Source organism: Rummeliibacillus pycnus (assembly GCF_002884495.1).
In the GTDB taxonomy this organism is placed as follows: domain Bacteria; phylum Bacillota; class Bacilli; order Bacillales_A; family Planococcaceae; genus Rummeliibacillus; species Rummeliibacillus pycnus.
Map to the genome: position 1 here is coordinate 1,470,677 of NZ_KZ614145.1, position 19,685 is coordinate 1,490,361.

Consider the following 19,685-nt stretch of genomic DNA (forward strand, 5'->3'; position numbering starts at 1 on the left):
ATTTTGAAAACAATTTTAGCGCCATTATTAGCCTATTTGCTTGTATGTCTTCTCGCTATCGTAGCACCTGCTTCTGACAGTTATGATACGATAAGCTGGAAATTACTTGTAGGACAGCTATACGCTATTCCAGTTTTAATTGTTGTATTATTCATAACATATTTTGTGAAGAAAAAACGTTTAAACAAAGTAATTAAAGGATAGCAATTTTGTGTATAAATTGAACAAAAATTAAATGATCTATTATATCTTATCTATCGCAGTTCTATATTCGATATCGAATTTATATTCAGACAAAAACGCATTAGTTTACAATGCGTTTTTGTTTCCAACTTATAAAAAATGAAGTGTTAATAGAATTACACCCGAAAAATGCCCTTTTAAGACTTCTTGATCATTCTGATTTCCACATGAAAAAGACGCGTAAATAGCAGTTCGAATTTTATCTTCTTGCCATTCGTATTTTTCTATTTTCACTTCACAAATAATTGTACCTCCCGTAAACACAGGTTTTATAAATTCAAAATTCATATTACGAGCAAGTACATTATTATCTCCCACTACTTTTGTTGGTAGAGTTGCTGTCAATAGTCCTTGAACAACAAATCGCCCCTGCTCATCTAGAGTTCTATGATGAAACCCACTGAGATTTCAGTGAATATTTCAACATCTCTTAATGTAAAAGTCCTTTCAAATGAAATAATGTCTCCTACTTTTAAGGACATATACATTCTTCCTCCCTTAAAGCTGATATGTTATTGGAAATCTAACTATTTTATTTATCGCAAACATTTTCATCTTCATTTTTTTATACTTTAAATTTTTGTCTAAGTTGATACTTCATTAGCTTTCCAGATGCGTTTCTCGGTAGCCTATCCTCGAAGATTACTTTTTTCGGGCATTTGTAACCTGCTAAATTTTGTTTTGTAAATGCAATAATTTCTTCCTCCGTTAATGAATGGCCATCCTTTTGAACGATGATAGCAGTTACAACCTCTCCCCAGTTAGGGTCAGGAGTTCCGATAATCGCTACTTCTGCAACCCCTTTATACGTTGCAATAGTATTTTCTACTTCTATAGAGTAGATGTTTTCTCCACCAGAAATAATCATATCCTTACTTCTGTCAACTAATAGAATATAGCCCTCTTCATTTCTAACTGCTAAATCCCCTGAATATAACCAACCATTTCGAATTGTCTGACTTGTTGCCTCTGGATTTTTATAATACCCTTTCATAATGGATGGCGCCTTGAAAATAAGCTCCCCTATCTGCCCTATTTTCGCTGATTCGCCAGTTGAAGTTACTATATCCACTAAGGTGTTCAACATCGCGTATTTTCCTGACATTCCCGCATGTTCGTCGTGATCCTCTGGATATAAAATAATAGCAGCAGGTCCAGTTTCTGTTTGACCACATAGACTATAAAAATTACTTGACCCAAAATAAGCAATACTTTTTGTTACAACTTCTTTGGACATTGGGGCAGCACCATAAAGAAACTTTTGCATGGATGAAAAATCAAAATGGTTTTTTTTCGGAATTTGTAAAAAAGCTATATACATTGTTGGAACTGCTAACATATTGGTAATTTTATATTTTCCAATATCACTCAATATAGTCGTTGGAATAAATTCGCTATAAATAACACCAAAACCACCAAGATATAATTGCGGAAGCAGACAAAGGTGTAGCTGTGCGCAATGGAAAAGTGGCGCAAAATGTAGCCATCTTTCTTTTGGGTGATAACCAAGGGACAAACTAGTTTGTAAAATTACGTTTTTAATACGTTCGTGATCGAATACGGCACCTTTAGGGAAACCTGTTGTACCTGATGTATACATAATTGTTAAATCATCTGTGTTTGAGATATCTATTGAAGGATTAGATTCATTCCTTGAAAAGCATTGATGGTATGATTTAAAAGATTGGTTATTTGCATTTGGAACAGAAATTCTATTTTCAATGATGATATCGTTTCCAATTGCTTTTACCATTTCTTCTTCAAATTCAGTATCTGTAATAATATGCTTTGACTCCGAATGATGAATAATGTACGCAAGTTCTTTGTATAGCAATCTAAAATTCAACGGAACAATGACTGCACCGATTTTTGCAAGCGCAAAATAAGAAATGATAAAGTAGTCTGAGTTTTTCATCATAAGTGCTACTTTATCACCTTTTTTCACACCATTTTCAATTAATCCATGTGCAAATTGATTGACGGTTTTATTAAATTCCTCATAAGTATAGTGTTGATCTTGATAGAGTAAGGCTTCCTTTAATGGATGTCTTACTGCATTACACTCCAATGCTTGAACGATATTCATAAGTAATTCGCCCCTTTTTTAAAAATTAGAATGTTTACTCGTGCCAATCTATTTGAATATGAAAAACGTATTACCCTTTTTCATATAAAGTTACAACACAAGCACCACCGAGCCCTAAGTTATGTTGTAATGCAAATTTTGCTCCTTCTACTTGTCGATTTCCTGCATCTCCACGCAATTGCCATACTAACTCCGTACATTGTGCCAAACCTGTTGCGCCAAGAGGATGACCTTTTGACATTAAGCCACCAGACGGATTGATGACATATTTTCCACCGTACGTATTGTCCCCATCATTGATCAATTTCGTTGCTTCTCCTTCACCGCAAAGTCCTAATGCTTCATAAGTGATTACTTCATTTGGTGTAAAGCAGTCATGAAGTTCAACTACATCTATATCAGATGGTTCCACACCTGCCTTTTCAAATACTGCTTGCGCTGCACGAGCAGACATATTGCTACCTACTAAATGTATACTATCCGAAATACTATCAGGCATATCCGTTGTCATAGATTGAGCAACAATTTTCACTGCTTTATGGATATTATGTTTTTGGGCAAACTGATCGCTACAAACAATTACTGCGGCTGCTCCGCATGTTGGTGGACAGGCCATATATCTCGTGAGTCCCGGATAGATAACTGGAGCATTCATGACCTCATCTAATTGTAATTCTTGTGTAAATAAGGAATATGGGTTGTTGACAGCATGTTTTCGTGATTTTATAGCCACTTTTCCGAATATATCCAAATTTGCATCATATTTTTTTAGATATTCTAAACCTGCAGCACCAAAAACTTTTAATGCAACTGGACCATCAGGTAATTCAGGATTTAGTTCCTCAAAACTGTTGGAAAGCCATTGGAAAGGTGAAGTTCGATCTGTCCAATTATCACCTATTACGCCTGGCTTCATCTCTTCAAAGCCAAATGCTAGTACACAATTAGCTACTCCTGATTCAACTGCTTGTCTTGCCATATATAGAGCTGTTGAACCCGATGAGCAATTATTATTGACATTAATAATCGGAATACCTGTCATTCCCACTCGGTACAACGCTGTTTGACCACAGGTACTGTCACCATAAACATAGCTAGCATACGCTTGATTCACATCTGATAAATCAATACCTGCATCAGCAAGAGCTCCTCGAATTGCTTTGGTTGCCATGATTTCATAAGGCTCGTTTCTTCCTGGCTTCTCAAACTTCACCATACTTACTCCAATTACATTCGCTTGGCTTCCCATAAAAGTCCTCCTATTTTTCGTATTCATACATCTATTCTTATTAAATTGATCTCTTTTATCGAGGTGACATTCGAATACCACCATCTAAACGAATGACTTCACCATTCAGATATTCATGTTCCATGATAAAAGTAGCCAACTCCGCATACTCATAGGGTCTACCTAATCGTTTTGGAAACTCCACACTTTCTGATAACTTCTGAATTACCTTCTCAGATAAACCTGCTGCCATTGGTGTCATAAATAAGCCTGGTGCAATTGTATTCACACGAATGCCATACTGAGATAAATCGCGAGATATTGGTAATGTCATCCCCGCTACTCCAGCTTTACTTGCTCCATATGCCGCTTGCCCCATTTGTCCATCAAAAGCGGCGACAGAAGCCGTATTGACAATTACCCCTCGTTCTCCTGAGTCAGTAAGTGGTTCATTATTCTTCATTTGCGGCTAATCTTAATACATTAAATGTGCCAGTTAGATTCACAGCGATTACTTTATTGAAATCTTCTAAAGGTAATACGCCATTTCTCCCAATTGTTTTCCCGGGTGTGCCAACACCTGCACAGTTGACACATATGTGAATCGCTCCAAATGAGTTTATCACCTGATTGATTCCATTTTGGACGGATTCCTCATTTGAAACATTGACCAGTGCAAATTGAACATTTTCTCCAAATTGTGCCACTGCTTCTTTTGCTTTCTCTGCATTTACATCAAAAATGATGACCTTTGCACCTTTTTCAATTAATCTGGTTACAGTAGCAAGCCCTAAACCTGAAGCTCCTCCTGTAACTACTGCTACCTTATCTTGTAAATTCAATTTTGAACATCTCCTTTTTTTCGTTTACTTGCTCGATCTCTACTGATTCGTAAGTCTATTAATGGTTTCTGAATCAAACCCCAATTCTTTTAAAATTTCTACTGTATGAGTCCCTGTTTGTACACCCGTAAATCGGTACTCAGCGGGTTGTGTCGAAAACTTAATCGGAAAGGCAATCTGTTGTTGTGTCCCTCCAACTAGTTTAGGTACTTCGACTACTAAACCTCTTGTCTCTATTTGTGGATGTGCGACAGATTCAGAGAATTGCAAAACAGGTTCGATACAGCCGTCAAAATCATCTCCGAGAATTTTGAGCCATTCTTCAAATGTCTTCTTTTTAAATGTTTCCGTTAGAATCTTTTTAAATGCTTGTTGACTCTCCGAATTGTCACTACTACTTAACTCAAGTAAATTTAGATCTCCTATTAATTCACAGAGCCGTAATTGAAATTGTGGTTCCAAACTGCCAACAGAAAAATAGCGTTGATCCTTTGTTTCGTAGAAATCGTAGAACCCTCCACCATTTAATAGGAATGATTCAGCTTCGGGTTCTATTCCTCCAACTAAATAGCCGGAACCATACATAGCATTTAATGCAAAAACTGCATCCGTTATACTTAAATCGATTGATTGACCTTCCCCTGTTTTTTCTCTATGGTATACGGCTGCTAAAATACCAACTACAGCTGGAAGCGATCCACCCGCAAGATCTGCAACTTGAATTCCAGACGGAACAGGACTTTGATTTTTTCTAAAGGAATAACTTGCAACACCTGCTAAAGACAAATAATTAATATCATGACCTGCACGATTACGAAGAGGGCCAGTTTGACCGTATCCTGTAATGGAGCAATAAATAATTTTTGGATTAATTTCTTTCAATTTTTCATAGCCAATGCCCAATCGATCCATAACGCCTGGTCTAAATTGCTCAACAACAATGTCATAATCTTTTACTAATTGATAGATCACTTCTTTTGCTTCTTCTTTTTTCAAATCCAATGCTAAAGATCGTTTCGATCGATTAAGATGTCCGAATACCGCTGAAACTTCACCATCTATCGGGCCCAAAACTTTTGTAAGATCTACACGTTCTGGTGACTCTATTTTTAATACATCAGCACCCATATCTGCTAGCATCATCGTTGCAAATGGACCTGGCAAAAGGGTTGTGAAATCTAAAATTTTCAAACCGGATAAAATCCCCATATTTCGCCCTCCTTGTGAAACTCTATTATATGATTGATATTATGAATTATTAGGAACCCTTACTTTCCTAGAACATCCTTACTAATAATTTCCTTCATAATTTCAGATGTTCCTCCATAAATGCGCTGTACTCTTGCATCTGTAAATGCTCTTGAAATTGGATATTCCTCCATATAACCATATCCTCCAAATAACTGTAAGCACCCATCAACAACTCGACCTTGTGCTTCTGTTGAAGAGAGCTTTGCAATACTAGCAGCTGCAGTAGTTAACTGATTATTTTGTAATAGGTCTATGCATTGATTGACATAAGCGCGATTGACTTTGGCTTCGGTAGTCATTTCAGCAATTTTATGTCGAACTGTTTGAAGTTTACTAAGAGGTGCACCAAATGCTTCTCTTTCATGAAGGTATTTCACTGTAATTTCCAAAGCTCCTTCCATAGCACCACATGCACCAACAGCAAGTATCGTTCTTTCTCTTGGTAATTCATGCATTAATGTGATGAAGCCACGATCGACTTCTCCTAAAACTTGGCTTGGCTTTACAACAATATCTTCAAAAAATAATTCAGAAGTATCAGCTGAATGTTGACCGATTTTCTTTAGTTTCTTTCCTTTTATAAGCCCTTTACTATTAGCATCCACTATAAAGAGGGTCGTTCCTTTGGATGCAGGGACACGTTGATTTGTTTTGGTTACAACGATGGCAAAATCAAAATGTTGACCATTCGAGATAAATGTCTTGGATCCGTTAATGTGATAATTACCTGTTACTTCATTTTTGACTGCAGTTGTTTTGATTCCTTGCAGATCACTTCCAGCAGCTGGTTCACTCATAGCAATTGCTCCAACAAATTCACCCGTTACCATCTTTGGTAAATAGTATGCTTTTTGTTCTTCTGTACCTGAGTTAAGAATGTAATGTGCTACTATATTCGAATGAACAGCCAAGTTTCCTGAAATAGAATTAAATCCTAGTCTACTGAATTCATCAATAATACTTGCGGAAAAGTGGAATGGTGCTCCTAATCCTCCATACTGCTGAGGAATATCAACACAAAGCAATCCTTCATCTCCGAACCTTCTCCATAGCTCTTTTGGAATAATGCCATCTTCTTCCCATTTATTGTAATGATCTTCAATTTCTTTTTTAGCAAACGCCTGAATTGTTCTTTTAAACAATGTAATTTCTTCTTCGATCGCCATTGATTTCATGTTGTATCCTCCCCGCTTTGATAGTCTTTTAAACTACTTAGTTTGCAATTTTCATGCCATTTTTTATTTGTCAATTTTATAACTCCATTTGAGTTAGATACGAATGTTACAACACATTAACCTTTTACTATTAGACTTGGATGTTCCACTACAGACTGCGCTTTCCAACAGGACATTGTATAAGCTTCATTGAATTAACATCGCACGAAGAAAATACAAATGCATTTTTGAGAATTCTCCATCTTTCGATTCACAATGAACAAAATTGATTATCATTAAATGCTCCTATTTTTTTATATGAATTTTATAAACAAAAGCTTTTTATGTACTTATGTTGTAAACTATAATTAACAGAATATTGTAAATTGTTAATAAAATAGTAAAGATTTATTAACGGTTATTTCTATCACCTTCGAAAGGATTTGATGACTGTGCTCATTTCTGATCTTATGAAAACAAATTTTAAATCCTGCATCAAAGAACAAACCATTAGAGAAATACTTCCACTGTTTACAGAAACGCAATCTAATATTCTTCCAGTAGTAAATCATCACGGTAAATTAATAGGGATTATTACGAAAAATAAAATTTTCCAACTATTAGCTACCCAGACTTCCTTAGATTTAACAGTTGAACATTATTATAATGATCGCCCTATATACATTCGCCCAACTGAAGATATTGAAGAAATTAGACCTTTGCTGTTGAAACATAATGTAGGCCATGCACCTGTTGTGAACGATGAAATGATTCCTATTGGCCTTATATCAACCGAGCAACTTCTTTGGTCTTACAATGTTGTATACTGTCAATTATCCTCTGTCCTAGAGTTTGCTTATGATGCCATTATTGTTGTTAATCAAAGATCTGAAATTACTAAGGTGAATAAAGGTTTCACGGATTTATTTGGATTAAAAAGTAAAGAAGTTTTTGGAAAGTCTACTACAGAATTATTTCCGGAATTAGCGATTGAAAATGTCATCAAAAGTGGGATTAGCATTCACAATACACCGCAGATTATCGAGGGACAACAATCTCTGATTACGATATTGCCGATTAAAGAAAATGGCAAAACAATTAGCGCAATCTGTAAAGTAACTTATCGTGGATTAACACATTTACACGAAGCCTTGACAAAGGTGAAAAAGTTAGAAAAACAGTTATCTGATTATCAAAATGAAATAAGTGAGATGAAAGGTACAAAGTATACATTTTTTGATATCGCGGGTGAATCGGAAGCAATTCGCAAAGTAAAGCACGAAGCTACATTAGCATCTAACAGTATATCTACTGTTTTAATCATTGGAGAAAGTGGTACAGGAAAAGAGTTATTTGCACAGGGAATTCATGCTGCCTCGAAACAACGGGGAACCTTTGTCCAAGTCAACTGTGCGGCTGTCCCCCCTGAATTACTTGAATCAGAATTTTTCGGTTATGCAGATGGTGCCTTTACAGGGGCTAAAAAAGGGGGCAAGAAAGGGAAATTTGAACTGGCGCAAAATGGTACTATCTTTTTAGATGAAATTGGTGATATGTCATTAAGCTTACAGACGAAAATTCTTCGTGTTCTTCAAGAAAAAGAATTTCAACCAATTGGTAGTTCAAAAACGATTCATCTAAATACGAAAATCATCGCTGCCACCAATCAGAATATCGAAAAACTCGTAGCAGATGGAAAATTCAGAGAAGATCTCTATTACAGGCTCAATATTATGCGTTTAAATATTCCACCTTTACGAGAAAGAATGGAAGATTTACCGGATATCATTCAAGCAATCATTAATCGTTTAAACAAGAGTGGGTTTTACATACGTGGTGTCACACACTCTGCTTTAACAAAACTTATGCAACATTCATGGCCCGGCAATATACGAGAATTACACAATGCTCTAGAAAGAGCCGCCAATTTAAAAATCGGCGACTATATCGATGCAGAAAATATCGCTGATTTCAACACAACCACAGAAAAAGATATTCCAAACTACAAGACAACCTCTTCCTATCAAGATAGGTTAAACACAACCGAAAAAGATCTGATCATCTTGGCTTTAAAAGAAGCAAAAGGAAATAAAACAAAAGCAAGTCAACTACTGGGTATCAGCAGACCATGGCTCTACGCAAAAATGAAGAAATATCAAATAGAATAGAACTAAGAACAATATGAAATGAAAAAAGTCGTATACACTAGACGACTTTTTTCTCTATTACTTATTAATAATTTACCGAGTAATTTATTATTTCGAGACTAATGCTGAAATATGTGCTTTTAACACCAATTCCCTATCATTTTTAAAGGATAATAATTGCAAAATGACTTCCCCATCTTCCCTTCTCTCTTGCTTATCAATAACCTCAGTCATGATATAAAGAAGAACATCAGGAAAAACAGGTCGTACAAACTTTAATTGATCAATTCCTGTACCAGCAATAAGATCGTCTCCTAATACATTTAAATCGGTCCATAGTTTAAAGGAAACACAAATTGTATGTAGCCCTTCCTTTAAATCTACTAAGTTGCACCTTCTCTTCATCGACATGCAAATATTGTGGATCAAACTGTAAAATGATATTATTTCATCTTTGTCCATTTTATAAAATTCTTTCTCAAACCTTTGCCCAATGGTGATGTCATTAAATTTCAATTTCATCACCTCAATCCATACCCTTGCAATTACTATGCCAAATAATACTCTCTATTCTCGTGGCTTATACAAAAACAATCTGTAAGACTTTCTTAACGACTGATGTTTAGAATGCTTTACAGATTGTAAATTGTTTATTATTCATTTCCATAAACTTAAAATTATAATATTAATTTACATTGTCAAGAATCTATTTGCTAAAATATAATTTAGAAAATAATACAAATTAACAGTTTATTTAGTAGGCTATTAGGAGTGATGAAAAGTTGGGGAATTTAGTTCTTTTACTTATTATTGTTGCAGTTGTTTTTGGAGGCTATCATTTATTGACGAAAAATAAAAAAAAGCTAAAAAAATTTCGGGATGAATGGGAATCAGGAGAGTTTTTAGCACATAGTGAAAATGATCAATCCATATCAATGTACTGGAAAAATAAAAAAAATCATAATCCCAATTATGACGGTGTTGACCAGTTGACGTGGGATGATTTAGATATGCACACGGTTTTCCAAAAAATCAATTACACACAGACTTCGGTCGGATCAGAATACTTATTTAATCAACTTCGAGATATTGATCCAACTCTTGAAAACATACAAGATGAAGAAGAACTGTATACATTACTTGGAAACAATCAGTCATTAAGAGAAGAGATTCTATTAATACTATCTGGGCTTGGAAAAAAGGATTATACCAACTCATCTTCTTTTTTCTATGAAGAGTTCAGTAAAATTAAATATGCGGGTATTTATGTACTTCTTGCATTATTACCAATTGCTTCAATTTTTCTGATGTTTTATAACCTAAAATACGGAATTCTGAGTTTAATGGGATCTTTTCTAATGAACGCTACAATATACTATAAAAACAAACCAAGATTAGAAAATAGTTTGTATTCCATATCTTATATAGCATCCATCATTCATACTGGAAAACGCTTTGCTTCTGTTAAACACCCACAATTTACAAACTTAGCAAATGAGTTTAACAAAAATGTGGAACCCATCAAAAAGGTTTTATTTTTGGACAGATTAGCTTCAATTGGTAAAGGCGAAGGAGATATCGATGCTTTTTTTGAGTATATTCGAATAATATTTTTATTGGACTTTATTTCATATAACAATATCATTAAAACGATTTCAAATAATAAAGTAGAATTCCATGAATTATGGGAACTGATTGGACAATTGGATGCAGCAATAGCTGTCGCATTTTACCGTAAATCACATCATGCATATTGTACTCCTACTTTTGTGGAGGAAGAAGAACTTTCGTTCAAAAATATGGTTCATCCACTAATTAAAAATCCAGTGACAAATTCATCGATATTAGGAAAGAGTACACTCATTACCGGGTCAAACGCATCCGGAAAATCAACGTATATTAAGGCAATTGCGATTAATGCGATTTTGGCTCAAACCATTAATACAGTTTTGGCAGAAAGCTGGACAATGAAACCAAGTTATATCGTATCTTCAATGGCCATTCAGGATAATGTATTAGATGGCGACAGTTACTTTATAGCCGAGATCAAATCACTGAAAAGGATTATTCAATTGTGTGAACAAGGTAAACCGTGTATCTCTTTTATTGATGAAATACTAAAAGGAACAAACACAATTGAAAGAATAGCAGCATCCGCTTCAATTATGGAATGGCTTTCTTTAAACAAAGGCATGAATATTATCGCTTCTCATGATATTGAATTAACAGTAATAGCTAGTAAAGTATATGAAAATTATCACTTTCGTGAATCAATTGAAAATGGTAATGTCTATTTTGATTATACAATCCATCCTGGACCATCGAAAACGAGAAATGCGATTAAGCTTCTAGAAATACTGGATTATCCAGAAAACATCACAAACAAAGCGGCTAAATTAGCCGCGTGTTTTACTGAATGTCATGAATGGGAAGAAATGAGAGAACAGTAACACATTCCTAAATAACAACAATCGAAATCTTTTATTCTTCCATCTATATTTTAGGAAAAAGGCTGTATAGAAACTCGTATTTTTTCAAGTTACTATACAGTCTGAATGGAGAGGATAATATCTCAGTTCACTTCCATATTAGCAATTCTATTAGTGAAAATTTTTCCATATAAAAAATCATTTAGATAAATTTACTCACCAAGAAAAGGAAAAATTTCTTAACAAAAACAGTAGCTAATTGAATTAATTTCTACACACTAAGTTCAACAATCAATACTTTCCATGAATCTTACGTGGCAAATTCCAATTATAATATACTGATAGTATTCTAAGTACAACCATTCCAACTAATAGAGAAAATGTAGAAAATGGTCCTTGAGCCCAATTTAACCCAATCACAAGTCCGGCCAATGCTGCCCATAAAGCATATATTTCAGAATGAAAAATAAGCGGTTTTCTGCCTACAAATACATCCCGAATCATTCCACCACCTGCTCCTGTCATCGTAGAAGCGATGATAACAGAAATCAAAGGGGCGTGAATTGAAACTGCCCAGTTTGCACCTTGTATAGAAAAAGCAGCTAATCCAATAGCATCAAAAAATATGACCCACTTCTTCCACTGGTAGATCCACTTATTCGGAAGTATAAATGCAATGAAAATAATGATAATGGCTACCTTAAATAAATCCTCTTGCTGCCAAATATTTTCAACTGGTATTCCTACAATTAAATTACGAACCAATCCACCTCCAAATGCAGTCTTTCTGAATAGTAAAGATCTGTTCTGGTTAACAACTGACATTAAATTTTGAGATCATCGAGTTACTAGCCATCGCCCTAACAAGGAATTAGATATAATACCTCTGGTTTATGGTAGCGAAGTCATTTAAATGAAGTTTCTTTTTTCAAAAATGATAGAAAATATCAAACCCACAATTATGATAACAAGAAGTGTATTTGTAATAAAACATGTCCACTATAAGTTTGACCCAAAGTTAATGTAAGCATTCTAAGCAACCATCGACTTTTCCCTCTCACAAAGCTCTTGCTGGAATACTTTTATCCCTTCCATTCAATTAGTAACTTCTTTCACATTCATTATAATGAGCTTACTACTTATTTCTGAGTCAATATTTGAGCAAATCCTCAAAAAGAAGAGTAAAAAATTTAACACTTATAGATTTACAACAAAAAAAGAGGGTTAGTTTTTTACCTATTGAACGAAAAACTATTGAAGCAATTTATTCGTATTTCAAAACTAAAAAGAAGATTGTTGAAATTGATTAATAAAAAAGTCATTGAAGCCTTTTGGCAATAATGATTATATCTTGTTCTTTTAATGCAATAAAACGGCTATCGGTTTCAATTGTTAGTTCTCCTTCTATAACATAAAGAAGTTGCAACCCTTGGTTTATCCTTTGCGATAAATATTGTATGTTCCTTAAAGAAATTTGAAAATCCGTGAATTGTTTTGTTCCATCAAAATCATTCCTTATTTATTCTTGGTTGTGACATAATGAATTTTTTTACCCATCGTTCTGAAAAAAGAAAACTAACGCAACTTTATTGAAAACTCCACCAAAAAAAGAGGGTGAAACGATTTGATCGCTCCATCCCGTTACACATCTTTAATTTAAAAAAATTCTATATAGATCACCGATTTCGAGTTTCCCATTCAGTACTTGTAAACTCAGGCGTGATGTTTTTTTGATCCGTTTTAACTTGAGGCTTTAACACATACCATCCTCTTTCATTTACAGTGCTGTCAGTAATATATTGGAAGCGTATAAACTTCGTACCCGCTGGTAATTGGTAAGATTTTTCTTGCCATTGATCACTAGTTCCTGTAAATAAACCAAGCTCATTCCACGTTGTTCCATCTAGAGAAATTTCAACTTTCCCGATATCTGCATCTTTTTCCATTCGGTACCACGTTAGAAAATGAAGAACAGATGGTTTATGAATATTCACTTCAGCTTGTAATATGGCATTCTTTTTGTCACCGTATCCAGCAAACCATGCTTTTTTATTTCCTGGAATGGCAACAGGAATGGCATCTGCAGCCTGTCTTGCCACAAGCCTTCTCGTTTGATTTATTGATAGGGTATTTCGCGTCGGATGTACACGATTGGTTAGTAAGATAACGATGGTCTTATTTTTGGGACTAATCACTAAAGAAGCTCCTGTAAAACCCGTATGCCCTATTGTATTCACATCCGTTAATCCATCCATATACCATCCTTGATTTACATCAAAACCAAGACCATGGTCGTTACCAGGAAACGCTTGATTCATATTTTGCTCCATTAATTTAACCGTTGAAGGTTTTAAAATGTGCGCTTGATCATATGTTCCATCTTTTAATAACATCTGCCCTAAAACTGTCAAATCGTGCGCAGTTGAAAACACACCTGCGTGGCCAGCTACACCACCTAAAGCCCATGCATTTTCATCGTGAACTTGCCCCCATACTATACCTCTTTCAGTCCAAGGCTGATATTCTGTCGCAGCAATTCTTGGTTGTAAAGAGGCTGGGGGATTATACATTGTATCTTTCATACCTAATGGAATTATAATATGTTGTTTTACATATTCATCCAGTCTTTTCCCTGTCAATCTTTCAACAAGAACTCCTAGTGTAATCATATTTAAATCACTATACGTATACTTTGAATTAGGTGGATTCGATAGACTATGTTTTAAAACGATTTCTAAACGTTCTTCTCTAGATGCTGCCTTCTTATATAAATCGATTCCTTGGTCAAATCCTGATGTGTGGGTCATCAATTGCCGAATAGTAACGTTCTTCTTTCCATTTTCCGCAAATTCAGGTATATACTTCGCTACTGGTTCATCGAGTTGAAATTTGCCTTTTTCGTATAATTGCATTGCTGCAATAGTAGTAAAAACTTTACTAATTGAAGCAATATCAAAAATCGTATTGGGTTGCATTAAAATAGGTTCATCTGATTCGGTATATTGGTCATCCAAGTATCGATAGGCATATCCATATGCTTGTTCTTTTACTGTAGTTCCTTTTCTTGTTATAGAAACAACTGCACCAGGCATCACTTTTTGGTTGATTGCATTTTGGATAATTTGATCGATTTTGTTCAAAGGTTCCTCCACCATTCCAGCATCCTTTGGTTGACCATCATGCAACAATTGTGATGAAGAACCTGGATGATCCCATGAAAACTGATCATACTGATAGTTCACCTCTATCTTTTTAAGTTTTGATGCATAACTAAAGTCTAGAATGACTAATGAAAACATTGCTATTATCATGCCAATTGAACATATTTTCCATAACCGCTTTTTCAAAATAACCCCTCCTATTTTAACTGAAGACCAAATCCAAAATCATATAGTTTAGGTATTGTTACAGGTAACTTTCCATTTGGTTGGATTTCCCCTGCTAATACTTTAGTTAATGCTTGTGTTGAGATATCACGATTACCATATGTTAAGATATTGGCATCTACTTCTGGAAAGGCCATAATATCATAAGGGTTTCTCATAGATGCTACAACAACAGGTTTTCCTGTTTGTTTCAAAGCTCTAACAAGTGCCTGTTGAGCATTATTCGTGTTAGCATTATAAGTTGTCACAATAATGACATCTACATTTTGCGCACATGTTACAGCCGTTAGAATTTGATCTGTTGTTGGGGATGTGCCAGTACTAGAAATGATGGAATCCATGCCTTTTTCGATAAGAAGGTTAGCCAATCTTTCTGAATTCGCTATTGAAGGGCCTGTTACTAATAGTTTTTTCCCCTTCTGTAGCGGTAAGATTTTGTGTTCATTTTTAATTAAAGTAATGCTAGCTTCCGTCAATTGATCTGCAAATTTTAAATGTTCAGCCCCTCCAATAAGATGAATTGCATCTTTGTTTACATAAGGCTGTAGAATAATTCCCCGTTTATATTTTGCTAGCAATATTCTTGAGACAGACTGATCCAATCGTTGTTTACTTATTTCTTTTGTCTTCACAGCTTTTAGCATGGCATTATATGCAACTTCTACATCTGGTGGATTCAGTAGAATATCTGCCCCCGCTTGAAATGCTGCTACAGGTACTTCAGCCATTGGCAAAACATTTGCCCCTGACATATCTAAACTATCCGTAATAATCAACCCGTCATATCCTAATTTTTCACGAAGCATACCTGTCATAATTGGTTTTGATAATGTCGCAGGAAGACCTGAGTCATCGAGTGCTGGAACTACTATATGTGCAGTCATAATTGCATCAATCCCATTCTGAATAGCTTGTATAAATGGTTTTAAATCCACATTTTTCAATGTTTGCAGGTTATGATTCACTATTGGTAACCCATAATGGGAATCTACATTTGTATCGCCATGGCCAGGAAAATGCTTTCCAGTCGCAATGACATTTTGGCTTTGAAGTCCCTTGACCTGTCGAATTCCTAGTGAAGCAACTAGATCTGGATTTTCTGAATAGGATCTCACTCCGATTACTGGGTTTTCAGGATTCATATTGACATCTAAATCAGGAGCAAAGTCCATATTAACGCCTAAACTTTTCAATTCTATTCCCATGATTTTAGCTGATTTTTTAGCCAAATCCGCAGATCTTGTTGCACCAAGTGCCATATTACCGGGAAATACAGTTGCAGGTTCTGCTATTCGGGCAACAACTCCTCCCTCTTGATCCGTTGAGATGAATAAAGGGATTTTTGACTTTTGCTTCAACGCAATTTCTTGTAAACCATTTGATAACGATTGCACTTGATTGAAATCAACCGGGCTTCCAATATTATGAGACCAATTAAAGTAAATAACGCCTCCAATATGATATTTCTCAATGATTTCTTTAAAATTTGCACCTCCACGATTCTTCTCTCTATTAGTTGCAGCAAACTCTGGATCAATTGTTGTTTTTCCGTAAGCATGTACGATAAAAAGTTGTCCTACTTTTTCTTCAATTGACATGTTCTTTACTTGTTCTTTCACCCACTTTTTTGCCATTCGATCCTCATTTCCATTTGTTTTAATCTTCGCTTCCGACATAGGAACATTAGAAAACGTAAAAAGAAGCACTAATGTCAAAAAAGAAATAACAACCCGTTTCCCCATTCACTTTCCCCCTTTGCCCCAATTTTTAGTACTTTTCATATTCAATTCAAAACGCTTCAGCTATATTGTTCTATACTTACTATTTCATATCCTTTTTATCAGAAAACCTCAATATAACGATCTGTATTCTTTATAAGAAGAATTGTAACTAGGTGAAGGTGACTAAGCGAACTGATCCTGTTAAGCAAATTATTCACAATAGATCTAAAAAATAACCTCATTCGTATGACGAATATAGACAATTGCGTATGCTCCCTTAAAAATACAGCATAAATTATTATCAAGTTAGTAGTTATATTTTAACTAAATCGGTACATATTATTTAAAATATAATTTTTGACGAAATGAAAAGGAGGTATAAACCAATGACAAAAGTTGTTTTAATCAACGGTAAATATTTAGCTATTTTAAATGATCGTCAGGTTATTGAAACAAAAGAATTACCCGAAGGTATCGATCTTGGTGCAATGGGAGAAGTTGAATACGATCACCAAACTGGTCAAATTATTATTGATGGACAGATTATTTAATCTGATTCCATCTTTTTTTATAATTGAAACTATTCATAAAAAATAAAAAGTCCCTAATCCAAAGATAGATCAAGGACTTGTATTGTTGTTCAATTCGTTTCAATACTTATTAGCAAATTCCGCATACATAGATATTTTTTTATTTTTCACACTCACATTGATGGGCAATTTCTAAATCATTTCCATATAACTGCTTAATACGATTGGTTCCCCACTCATACATCATTTGGACAATCGGTAAAAGGGTAACCCCAACTTCAGTCATAAAATAGGTAACTTTTGGAGGTGTATCTTGAGAAACATAGCGATCAATTATCCCATCTTCTTGTAGTTCTTTTAGTTGTTTGGATAACACTCGATGAGAAATTTTTGGGAACAGCTTTTGCAGTTCAAAAAATCGATGTGGACCTTCTACACCTAGATGCCATAAAATAACAACTTTATATTTACCACTGATGATAGACAATGTTAATTCTTTTGCGCAGTTAAATTCTCCATTCATTAGTTTTTCTTTTACATCTTTTCTTAGTTGTTCTGTCAAAGTAAAGTCTCCTTTCAAGTTATAGTTACTTTTTTGTTACCATGTAATAAAAAAGTGCGTTCTTCCATTGAAAAGGCAAAATCATTATGATAATACATGTAAAAAGAATGGAGGTTTTAAAAATGGCTAAAAAAGTTTTATTGATTATCCCGCCAGAACGTTTTAATGAAGATGAATTATTCCAACCTAAATCTGCATTAGAAAATGCGAACATGGAAGTAACTGTAGCAAGTACAACTACAGGAACTATTGTTGGAGATAATAATGGTACAATTCATATTGATGTTACCCTAAATGATCTTGACTTAAAATCTTTCGATGCAGTATCTGTAATCGGTGGATCAGGTACAAACGATTTTCTTTGGAATAACGAATCTGTACAAGAATTGCTAAAAGAAGCGTACTCTCAAAAGCGTCTTATTGCAGGGATTTGTGCAGGGGCTGTTACGGTTGCAGAAACCGGATTATTGCAAGGGCGTAATGCTACATGCTATCCTGTTGATGTCCAAAAAGAGAAACTTAAAGAATTCGGTGTTACTTATATAGGCGAACATGTCATAGCTCATGAAGACATTATTACAGGTGACGGTCCAGACGGTGCAAAAGCATTTGGCGAAGCACTCGTAGCAAATTTAACGAAATAATCTGTCTAAATGTCGTTTTAAATAACTCCAAATGAAATTTAATCAATAAGACAAACTATATCATATTTCATTGGAATTGTTTATGGAAATATATTAGATTCACATTATAAATATAACAAATATAAAACAGCTACCTTCTATTATAGAAAGTAGCTGTTTTGTATTCATAACACTGTTGATTTGTCTATTTATACTCTCAACTCATACATTTCCATTAAGCTAAGAATTACATTTACCAAACAAATAACCCAACAAGCATTGCACTCAGTAGTGAAACAGCAATACCACTGACAAGAAGCTTCCACATGTTTTTACCGATAATCGCTGATTTCTTTTCATCTAAAAGTGAGCTAAATGCACCGTAAATCATACCAACTGTACTGAAGTTTGCGAATGATGTTAAGAATGTTGATGCAACTGCTACAGTATGAGGAGCCATGGAATGAATATGTTTGGTTAAATCTAGCATAGCAACAAACTCATTGGTTGCTAATTTCATCCCCATAAGTTCTGCAACATACATAGCATCCTTTGTTGGTAAACCAAGTAAATAAGCAAATGGGCTAAAAATGTAAGAAAAGATCTTTTGAATCGTTAAGCCGTGTGCAAACAAACCTAAAATTCCATTAACTGCAGCTGTTAAAGCAACATAACCAATTAACATAGCAGCAATAACGATTACCATGTTCATACCGACTAACATACTGTTAGAAATCGTTGAGAAGAAGTCCTTCTTCTCTTCTTTTGATGGTTTATAAACAATGTCTTCTTCTTTCGAAACATCAACTGGATGTAGCATATTTACAACAAGTAATGCATTTAAACAGTTTAAAGGAATCGCACAGAAAACATAAGCTGCAGGAACCATTGATAAGTAAGCCCCTACAATCGATCCACTAATACAACTCATGCTCATAATACCGAATGTTAGTAAGCGATTCACACTCAAGTTATCTAATTGATGGCGAATAACAGCTAATGCTTCCGTATTTCCTAAAAACATCATTTGAATTGAATAGAAACTTTCTAATTTTGGCAATCCAGATACCTTTGAAATTAACCAACCTACTTTATCAATAATCCAAGTCAAAATACCGAAATAAGATAAAATATCAAAGAATGTTACGATGAAGATAATTGGAACCAACGCGCTAAAGAAAAAGTCCACATTTTGATGTGCTAAAGCACTTGGCCATACAAATGAAATCCCTTCATTTGCACACTTAATTAACCAAGTAAAGAAGGCCGCAATCTTATTGATAATCCAGCCACCAATTGTCGTTTTTAACATAAACCACGTGATCAATACTTCAGCTATAAGAAGTGTAACAATCGCACGCCATTTAATTTCTTTCTTTCGAGGCGAACATAGGAATACTATTCCCATCACTATAAAAACGCCCAAAATATTCAATAGAAAATACATATTAGCAACCCCTGGCTTTAAAAATGAGAAACAAAA

15 protein-coding genes and 2 pseudogenes are annotated in these 19,685 nt (G+C 34.7%); 5 read left to right on the forward strand and 12 right to left on the reverse strand.

Annotated features, from left to right (window positions below):
• Nucleotides 1-3: 3 nt before the first annotated feature.
• Nucleotides 4-204, forward strand: a complete 201-nt coding sequence (locus CEF14_RS07290; protein WP_102692245.1) for a DUF4017 family protein — start codon at nt 4-6, stop codon at nt 202-204.
• A gap of 129 nt (nt 205-333) precedes the next feature.
• Here the strand turns inward: CEF14_RS07290 and CEF14_RS07295 are convergent.
• The 6 genes and pseudogenes from CEF14_RS07295 to CEF14_RS07320 form a co-directional block, all read right to left on the reverse strand.
• Nucleotides 334-725, reverse strand: a pseudogene (locus CEF14_RS07295) (enoyl-CoA hydratase).
• 83 nt (nt 726-808) lie between these two features.
• Nucleotides 809-2,329 carry a long-chain-fatty-acid--CoA ligase gene (locus CEF14_RS07300; RefSeq protein ID WP_102692246.1) on the reverse strand — a complete coding sequence of 507 codons (1,521 nt, stop codon included), beginning with the start codon at nt 2,327-2,329 and terminating at the stop codon, nt 809-811.
• A gap of 70 nt (nt 2,330-2,399) precedes the next feature.
• A complete protein-coding gene (locus tag CEF14_RS07305; RefSeq protein WP_102692247.1) occupies nt 2,400-3,578 on the reverse strand; it encodes a lipid-transfer protein in 1,179 nt (392 codons plus the stop codon).
• A gap of 55 nt (nt 3,579-3,633) precedes the next feature.
• A pseudogene (locus tag CEF14_RS07310) lies at nt 3,634-4,399 on the reverse strand (SDR family NAD(P)-dependent oxidoreductase).
• A 39-nt stretch (nt 4,400-4,438) separates the two neighbouring features.
• Nucleotides 4,439-5,608, reverse strand: a complete 1,170-nt coding sequence (locus tag CEF14_RS07315; protein WP_102692248.1) for a CaiB/BaiF CoA transferase family protein — start codon at nt 5,606-5,608, stop codon at nt 4,439-4,441.
• Nucleotides 5,609-5,667: 59 nt separating this feature from the next.
• On the reverse strand, nt 5,668-6,825 hold the full coding sequence (locus CEF14_RS07320) for an acyl-CoA dehydrogenase family protein (protein ID WP_211284573.1): 1,158 nt from the start codon (nt 6,823-6,825) through the stop codon (nt 5,668-5,670).
• 449 nt (nt 6,826-7,274) lie between these two features.
• Here CEF14_RS07320 and CEF14_RS07325 point away from each other — a divergent pair, with 449 nt between their 5' ends.
• Entirely contained in the window at nt 7,275-8,972 is a 1,698-nt protein-coding gene (locus CEF14_RS07325) for a sigma-54-dependent Fis family transcriptional regulator (RefSeq protein WP_170061472.1), read from the forward strand.
• An 87-nt stretch (nt 8,973-9,059) separates the two neighbouring features.
• On the opposite strand, the gene CEF14_RS07330 is transcribed toward CEF14_RS07325, so the two are convergent.
• Nucleotides 9,060-9,473: a hotdog family protein gene (locus CEF14_RS07330; protein ID WP_170061473.1), complete on the reverse strand. Its 414-nt coding sequence runs from the start codon at nt 9,471-9,473 to the stop codon at nt 9,060-9,062.
• A 260-nt stretch (nt 9,474-9,733) separates the two neighbouring features.
• Between CEF14_RS07330 and CEF14_RS07335 the strand changes: the two genes are divergently transcribed.
• Complete coding sequence (locus CEF14_RS07335; RefSeq protein WP_102692251.1) at nt 9,734-11,401, forward strand: MutS-related protein; 1,668 nt, start codon at nt 9,734-9,736, stop codon at nt 11,399-11,401.
• A gap of 270 nt (nt 11,402-11,671) precedes the next feature.
• Here the strand turns inward: CEF14_RS07335 and CEF14_RS07340 are convergent, their stop codons facing one another.
• The 3 genes from CEF14_RS07340 to CEF14_RS07350 all read right to left on the reverse strand — a co-directional run bounded on the left by CEF14_RS07340 (nt 11,672) and on the right by CEF14_RS07350 (nt 16,508).
• Complete coding sequence (locus CEF14_RS07340) at nt 11,672-12,145, reverse strand: trimeric intracellular cation channel family protein (protein ID WP_245890093.1); 474 nt, start codon at nt 12,143-12,145, stop codon at nt 11,672-11,674.
• A 911-nt stretch (nt 12,146-13,056) separates the two neighbouring features.
• The gene (locus CEF14_RS07345) at nt 13,057-14,727 is read right to left on the reverse strand and encodes a serine hydrolase domain-containing protein (RefSeq protein WP_245890095.1); all 1,671 of its coding nucleotides are present in this window, start codon (nt 14,725-14,727) and stop codon (nt 13,057-13,059) included.
• Nucleotides 14,728-14,738: 11 nt separating this feature from the next.
• Entirely contained in the window at nt 14,739-16,508 is a 1,770-nt protein-coding gene (locus CEF14_RS07350; RefSeq protein WP_102692253.1) for a glycoside hydrolase family 3 protein, read from the reverse strand.
• Between the two features lie 365 nt (nt 16,509-16,873).
• Between CEF14_RS07350 and CEF14_RS18985 the strand changes: the two genes are divergently transcribed.
• Complete coding sequence (locus CEF14_RS18985; protein ID WP_170061474.1) at nt 16,874-17,038, forward strand: hypothetical protein; 165 nt, start codon at nt 16,874-16,876, stop codon at nt 17,036-17,038.
• A 139-nt stretch (nt 17,039-17,177) separates the two neighbouring features.
• Here the strand turns inward: CEF14_RS18985 and CEF14_RS07355 are convergent, their stop codons facing one another.
• Nucleotides 17,178-17,579 carry a winged helix-turn-helix transcriptional regulator gene (locus CEF14_RS07355; protein WP_102692254.1) on the reverse strand — a complete coding sequence of 134 codons (402 nt, stop codon included), beginning with the start codon at nt 17,577-17,579 and terminating at the stop codon, nt 17,178-17,180.
• 122 nt (nt 17,580-17,701) lie between these two features.
• Here CEF14_RS07355 and CEF14_RS07360 point away from each other — a divergent pair, with 122 nt between their 5' ends.
• Nucleotides 17,702-18,223 carry a DJ-1/PfpI family protein gene (locus tag CEF14_RS07360; RefSeq protein WP_102692255.1) on the forward strand — a complete coding sequence of 174 codons (522 nt, stop codon included), beginning with the start codon at nt 17,702-17,704 and terminating at the stop codon, nt 18,221-18,223.
• A gap of 232 nt (nt 18,224-18,455) precedes the next feature.
• On the opposite strand, the gene CEF14_RS07365 is transcribed toward CEF14_RS07360, so the two are convergent.
• Nucleotides 18,456-19,649, reverse strand: coding sequence for a NupC/NupG family nucleoside CNT transporter (locus CEF14_RS07365; protein WP_102692256.1), 1,194 nt, complete (start codon nt 19,647-19,649; stop codon nt 18,456-18,458).
• Between the last annotated feature and the right edge of the window lie 36 nt (nt 19,650-19,685).